Annotated in this window: 1 protein-coding gene; it reads left to right on the top strand. The window is 51.2% G+C overall.

Annotated elements, in window-relative coordinates:
* On the top strand, nucleotides 1-242 hold a 242-nt coding region (locus tag CDH51_RS19985; protein ID WP_157807187.1), incomplete at both ends, for a DUF7507 domain-containing protein.

Below are 242 nucleotides of genomic sequence, written 5' to 3'. Positions count from 1 at the left end.
GTGATTACTTACACGTTTACGGTAGAGAACACGGGATCAGCGATCTTGACTAACGTGACGGTAGTGGATGATAAATTAGGAGCAGTGACCTTGTCTGCGACGACATTGGCTCCAGGTGAGACCGCGACAGGAACGTTGGATTACACGGTTCAGGAAAGCGATCTGGGCACAAGCATCGTGAACATCGCGACTGCTGACTCTGATCAGACAGGTCCTGAGACCGACACCAATACGATTCCGGT

It is taken from the genome of Algoriphagus formosus (assembly GCF_002807035.1).
In the GTDB taxonomy this organism is placed as follows: Bacteria; Bacteroidota; Bacteroidia; order Cytophagales; family Cyclobacteriaceae; genus Algoriphagus; species Algoriphagus formosus.
The sequence above is the reverse complement of the archived record's forward strand: the minus strand, read 5'-3'. Positions and strand labels throughout refer to the sequence as shown.